The 4,118-nt window shown below is 68.0% G+C and carries 2 protein-coding genes; one reads left to right on the top strand and one right to left on the bottom strand.

Translation table 11 applies throughout. The annotated features are described in order from the left end of the window. Window positions 1-2,391: hypothetical protein (locus VIB55_RS01450; RefSeq protein WP_331874881.1), on the bottom strand; the 2,391-nt coding region annotated here is incomplete at its 3' end. A 119-nt stretch (window positions 2,392-2,510) separates the two neighbouring features. On the opposite strand from VIB55_RS01450, the gene VIB55_RS01455 reads away from it, so the two are divergent. Continuing rightward, a complete protein-coding gene (locus tag VIB55_RS01455; RefSeq protein WP_331874882.1) occupies window positions 2,511-3,842 on the top strand; it encodes a glycine--tRNA ligase in 1,332 nt (443 codons plus the stop codon). The last annotated feature ends 276 nt before the right edge of the window (window positions 3,843-4,118 follow it).

A 4,118-nucleotide genomic window follows, 5' to 3' on the forward strand; every position in this document is an offset into this window, starting at 1 on the left:
CGTTCGCTGAAGGCGCGCGGTATCGACTGGGGCTCTAAAGACCCAGAGGTCCCGGTCCGCGAGTGACCAGACTAGGAGCGTGTCGCCGACCAGAGCGTAGGAGAGTGCCACCTGGCCGGGACGAGCGATGAAACGCCCTTCGTCGAGCGGTGCATTGACCGCTGCTGACGGCGCTCGCCGCAGTTCCTGAATCGCGAGCGCTTCGGCTTGGCGTCCCGTCCGCAAGTGCAGCATCGACGCTTCATCGAAGACTCCGCGGGCGGCCTCGATAAGTGTCGCGCGGTGGATGCGATCCTGAACCGACTCCCGTCGTTGATCCAACATCGCGACGGCACGCTTCAAATCGCGGGTGGCGCCGTCCAGATCATCTACCGCCACGTAGGCCCGGGCGCGCGCGATCAGGGCCGGGAACACTCGCACACGGGCTCCCGCTCGATCGAAGAACGCGATGGCCGAATCCAAGGCGGCAGCAGCCCGAATCGATGTATCATTCGTAGCGGTGCCCGCTGTCGCTAACCGCAGATCGGCTTGGAACCAGGCCCGCGCCCCTGGTTCTGCGATGCGCTCTACCAAGGCGCGCCCAGCGATCAGATCCCGCCGAGCAGCCTCAAACTCGCCCGCGGTTGTCAGAATGCGCGCGCGGGCCAGTGTTGCCTCGGCTTGGTAAACGGGCTGGCCGATGCGGTTCGCGACGGTTACCCCTTCAGTTTGCGTGTAAACAGCGGCTTTGACGTAGCCGTCCTTCGCCGCATGCTCGGAGAGGGCGAAGAGCAGATTGTGCAGCGACATCGAAGACGTATACGGCTGGAGCCGCTCGACGGCTTGACTCGCGTAGTTATATCCCACCTCTGCATCGCCCAGCGCGAAAGCAGCGTCGGCGGCAATGCCCAGCGCGCCTCCCTCGTGCTCGCGTTCCCCCGCGGACGAGAACAGGTCCCTGGCGAGGAGCGCCTCCTTCAGCGCATCCGCAAACCTGTCAGTTCGCAGGAGAGTGCCGCTGAGCGCCAGATGCAGCCGTCCGGCAACTGTAGCATGCCGCACTCGATCCGCGAGTGGCATGGCCGCGCGGAGCACGCGCTCGCCTTCTCCCGGCCAGCCCGTGAACACCAGCGTACTTCCTTTGAAGAAGTCCGCCCAGGATTTCAGCGGTGGCGAGAGGCTAGCCTCGTCGCCCGCAGACGAAAACAGAGCTTTGGCCGCCGGGTAATCCGGTCTTTGATATCTCACGCGTCCATCGGCGAAGGCGCGATGGGCCGCTGCCAGACTGCGTGTATTCCGCGCATGCCCAGCCTGGGATCTTATCGCGCGCACCGCGTCTGCGAGGGTGGCGTCGCGGCCGGCGCGCTCCAGTGCGTTCCCCAGCACCTCGCCCCGGTGCAGGCGGTCGGCGGCTTTGGCGGCGTCGCCGGCGAGGACGGCCGAGCCCCACTCGCCCAGGAGATGGTCCCAGCCCATCGTGCGGGCGCCCTGCGGATCGGCTACGGCGTAGGCGGCGAGCTCCGCGTCCGTGGCGTTCGCACTCGGCGCTTTGGGGAGCGCGGGGACGCGGCTTACCTCCGCCAGCCGCTTCCGGGCGGCGTCTGCCCAGTCCGAGGTCGAATCCGCCGCCAGGTACGCCCGCCATGAACGTCCAGCCTCGCCCATCAGCCCGAAGCGCTCCAGCCCCAGCGCACGGTTGAAGAGCGCCGCCCGGTTCGCCGGGTCCTTCTGCAGCGCCCGCTCGGCTGTTTCCACTGCTTCAAGCAAGTCGCGCGGCGAGTTCGCTCGTTCGGCGCGCACCAGATGCGCCGCGGAGAGGTCGGCCAGGATGGGCGCGGGGCGTGGGTCCAGCCGCGCGGCCGTCTGCAGGTATTGGATGGACCGGCGGAGCGAAGTTCCCTCGTCGTCGGCCCAGAGGAGATCCACGAGCGCGGACGCGTGCAGCGCATCGGGCGCGACGCTCGCCCGGGCCGCCCGCGAGGCGCGCGCGGCCACGGTGTTCACCCTCCGCGACGGCGTGCCCGTTTCCCGGCACCCTGCCTCGGAGGCGCACTCGGATGGCTCCCGCGCGATCGAGAGCCGCGGGCCCAGCGTGGGGGCCGGGCCGACGGCGCGGGAAAGCTCGGCCACCATACCGCGCGGCGCCTCGGTTTCGGCACCCTCGCCACGCGTGCACGCGGCCACCAGCACAAGCGCCCATCCGAGCAGGCTCACGCGCGGACGCCGGGTGGAGGAACGCGGATCGGAACGGAGTGCGAAGGCCAAGAGGACCTTGAGCGGCGGCGGGAGGGGAGGAACCAATGGCTTAAACTGCATCTTTTCCGCGTCGCAGGCCAGAGTCTTCGGCGCAGCTTTCTTCTTGCGGCACAAACCGTTTTCACAATCAGCGGGAACGATCGGGGTGTCTGCCATCGGCGGGTTCCGCGCGAGGTTTGCGGCGCCGGAGCCCGCCGGTTATCATCCCCGCTCTTATACCCGGCACCGGAACTCAGCGCGGATCGGCAAGACGAGGCATGGCGGACAACGATTTGATGGAGAAGCTGGTATCGCTCTCCAAGCGGCGGGGCTACGTCTTCCAGTCGTCCGAAATCTACGGCGGCACGGGCTCCGTGTGGGACTACGGCCCGCTGGGGGTGGAGCTCAAGCGCAACGTGAAGGACGCATGGTGGCGCGCGATGGTGCACGAGCGCGACGACATCGAGGGGCTGGACGCCGCCATCCTGATGCACCCCAAGGTGTGGGAAGCCTCGGGCCACGTGGCCGAGTTCACCGACCCGCTGGTGGAGTGCCGCAACTGCCACCGCCGCTACCGGGTAGACATCCTGCTGGCCGAGAGCAAGGCCCAGGAGCTGGAGTCGGCCCAGTGCCCCAGCTGCGGCAAGACGGGGGAGTGGACGGAGCCGCGCAACTTCAACCTGATGTTCAAGACGTTCATGGGGCCCGCCGAAGACTCGGCGAACGTGGTGTACCTGCGGCCCGAGACGGCGCAGGGCATCTACGTGAATTTCCTGAACGTGCAGCAGAGCGCCCGGCAGAAGGTGCCCTTCGGCATCGCGCAGATCGGCAAGGCGTTCCGCAACGAGATCACGCCCGGGAACTTCACGTTCCGCACGCGTGAGTTCGAGCAGATGGAGATGCAGTTCTTCGTGGAGCCGGGTACGGACGAGGCGTTCTTCGAGGAATGGCGCGAGCGCCGGCTTGCGTGGCACACCGACGTGCTGGGGCTGTCGCCGGACCGGCTGCGTTACCACCCGCACGAAAAGCTGGCTCACTACGCGAGCGCCGCGGGCGACGTGGAGTTCTTCTTCGGCGGCACCATCGGCGGCGAGGGGTGGGGCGAGATCGAGGGCATCCACAACCGCACCGACTTCGACCTGAAGCGCCACCAGGAGTTTTCGGGGAAGCGGCTGGAGTACATCGATCCCGCAGCGGGCAAGCGGTACATCCCGTACATCATCGAGACGTCGGTGGGCGCCGACCGCGCCACGCTCGCCGTCCTGGCCAACGCCTATCGCGAAGAGGCCGTGGAGGGCGAGACGCGCGTGGTGCTTGCCATCAAGCCTTCGCTCGCGCCGATGAAGTGCGGTGTGTTTCCGCTGGTGAAGAAGGACGGCATGCCTGAGCGCGCCACGCAGATCCACGAAGACCTGCGGCGCCGCGGCATCCCCAGCTTCTACGACGAGGCGGGCGCCATCGGCCGGCGGTACCGGCGCCAGGACGAGGCGGGAACGCCGTTCTGCATCACGGTGGATGGGGAGACGATGGAGCAGGGCACCGTCACCATCCGCGACCGCGACACCATGGAGCAGTCGCGCATCTCGCAGGACGAGATCGTCAACTGGCTGAAGGAGCGCATCGGCTGATCGTGTGGGCCGGGGCGTGGGAGTGCGAACGGCGGCTCGCGGTGCGGGCCGCCGTTCTGTTGGCGTCACACCCGGCCCCTTGCCGCACTGACGTGCGGAGAGGCGGACCGGAATCGCGCTACGGTTGGCTTGGCGCATGCCGCAGCCGCCCCCCTCTCCCGGCCTCTCCCCCATAAACCCCATGGGGGAGAGGAGAATTCGATTGCGCCCGGGCTGGCCCCGCGCACTCGACTGGCTCCCTTCCCCCGCGCAGTTTGCGGGGGAAGGGCTGGGGAT

This window comes from Longimicrobium sp. (assembly GCF_036554565.1).
Taxonomy (GTDB): domain Bacteria; phylum Gemmatimonadota; class Gemmatimonadetes; order Longimicrobiales; family Longimicrobiaceae; genus Longimicrobium.